Here is a 2,178-nt window from a genome sequence, read left to right on the forward strand (position 1 = left end):
GTAAGCGGATGGGCAACCCATGTTGACGCTGCGTGTGCCTCCATGGCACGAGATCGCAGTTAAATCTGGGAGGGCTGCCAGCGATGCGGCAGCAATTCTTGGATCTGGCTGTTCTTGTGCGTGGGCAGGCGAGCCAGCACATCTTTGAGGTAGGCATAAGGATCATGCCCATTGAGCTTGGCGCTCTGAATCAAGCTCATCACCGCCGCCGCACGCTGCCCCGCCCGCAAGGAGCCCGCGAACAACCAATTATTGCGGCCGATGGCAATCGGTCGAATCTGGTTCTCGATCCAGTTGTTGTCGATCGGCAGTCGCCCGTCATCCAGAAAGCGCATGAGTGCCCCCCAGCGCTTGAGGCTGTAATCGAGCGCCTTGGCGGTAGCCGAGCCGTCCGTGATCTTTTGGCGCTGCAACAGCATCCACTGGTGAAACGCACAGGCAAGCGGTTTGGATTTGGTTTGGCGGACTTGCAGGCGCTCATCAGCACTGAGGTGGCGGGCGTCACGCTCCACGTCATAGAGTTGACTGATATAGATGCACGCCTGCCCTGCAATCTGGCTCTTGCTGCTGACATGCAGATCAAAGAACTTGCGCCGCGAATGCGCCATGCACCCAGCCTCCGTGATGCCGCTGACAAACCCCGCCTTGTAGCCCGCGTAATCGTCACACACCAGACTCCCCTTCCATTCGCCAAGGAATGTTCTGCAATGTTCGCCAGCACGAGATTCGCAGAAGTCGTAAACCACTGCTTTCAAGTCTTCGAACGCGCCTGGCGCATACGCCCACAGATAAGCCCGGTGTGTTTTCTTGGTTCCGGGTTTGAGCATCTGCACCGGCGTCTCGTCGGCATGCAGGACTGGGCGGCTGAGAATTTCTCCTTTGAGTGCATCGACCAAAGGCTGCAATTGCACCCCACAAATGCCCACCCATTGCGCCAGGGTCGAGCGCGGCAGCGCCACACCGGCACGGCCAAAGATGTGTTCCTGGCGGTACAGCGGCAAGTGGTCGCTGTATTTGGCCACCAGTACCTGAGCCAGCAGGCCTGCAGTGGGGATGCCTTTGTCAATGATTTGGGCGGGCACCGGTGCCTGGATCAGGGTTTCGCATTGGGCACAGGCCCACTTGCCACGAATGTGCTGCTCCACGGTGAACACGCCAGGGGTGTAGTCCAGCTTCTCTGAGACATCTTGGCCGATGCGCTTTAACTGGCAACCACAGCCGCAGGTGGTGGAGTCGGGTTCGTGGTGGATGTCCACGCGGGCAAGGCCTGCGGGCAGGGCGGCCCGTTTGGGTTGCTGGCGGGCTTGGGTGGGGGGCTTTGCAGCCGGAGTCAGCGCTGTGAGCTCTTGCTCGATGGCGGCAATGTCGGCGTCAATCGTCTCGTCCAGCAGACTGATTTGGCTCGCATTAAGCAGTTCGCTGCTACGTCCGAACTTCCAGCGTTTGAGCGTGGCCAGCTCGTGGGTGAGTTTGTCGATCTTGGCCTGGCGGTACAGGATGTCGTTGTCGCGCTCGGTGATGAGCTGGCTTTGCTGGGCGATTCGGGCGACCAACTCCGGGATGAGTTCGCGCAGTTGTTCGGCGTTCAAACTGGGGAGAGATTCAAGGGCCACGACCATGCACGGTAGTGTGCCCGTGAGAACAATTTTTTGCTATTGACGCATGCCCCAATTGACTCAAAAAGTATAGCGGCTCAACACTGTGCAATGGCCGCTTGCGACTGATTCAGACGCAAACAAAATCTCACACAACCGTGATAATTCCGCCTTCGCCAATGCGGCTCCAGGGTAAACCCAGAACCAGCGCGTCGAGTTGTTGGCGGCTCAAGGTCACCTGCGTTTGCCCCGCCGAGTTGGGCCAGACAAAGTGGCCTTGGTGCAGTCGCCTGGCGGCCAGCCAGAAGCCGATGCCATCGTGCACCAGGACCTTCATGCGGTTGGCGCGCTGGTTGGCAAAGAGGTAGGCGGTGTGCGGGTGGGCGGCACCGAAGACTTGGACAACCCGTGCCAGGGTGGAATCGATGCCAGAACGCATGTCCAAGGGCTGGGTGGCCAGCCACACGGCATCCATGCGGATCATGCCAGCACCTCGCGCAACCACTGGGCGCATTGGCTGGATGCGGCTATGGGCCAGTGGATTTGCATGGCACCTCTGGCGTGCTGGATGTCGATGCGGATG

General features: G+C 59.6%; 2 protein-coding genes. Both read right to left on the minus strand.

Translation table 11 applies throughout. The features are described 5' to 3' along the window. Positions 1 to 59: 59 nt before the first annotated feature. The gene (gene tnpC, locus AC0969_RS19680; protein ID WP_479625842.1) at positions 60 to 1,619 is read right to left on the minus strand and encodes an IS66 family transposase; all 1,560 of its coding nucleotides are present in this window, start codon (positions 1,617 to 1,619) and stop codon (positions 60 to 62) included. A 124-nt stretch (positions 1,620 to 1,743) separates the two neighbouring features. Beyond that, positions 1,744 to 2,079, minus strand: a complete 336-nt coding sequence (tnpB, locus tag AC0969_RS19685; RefSeq protein ID WP_479625843.1) for an IS66 family insertion sequence element accessory protein TnpB — start codon at positions 2,077 to 2,079, stop codon at positions 1,744 to 1,746. Positions 2,080 to 2,178 lie beyond the last annotated feature (99 nt).

Source organism: Rhodoferax sp. LB1P47 (assembly GCF_056521445.1).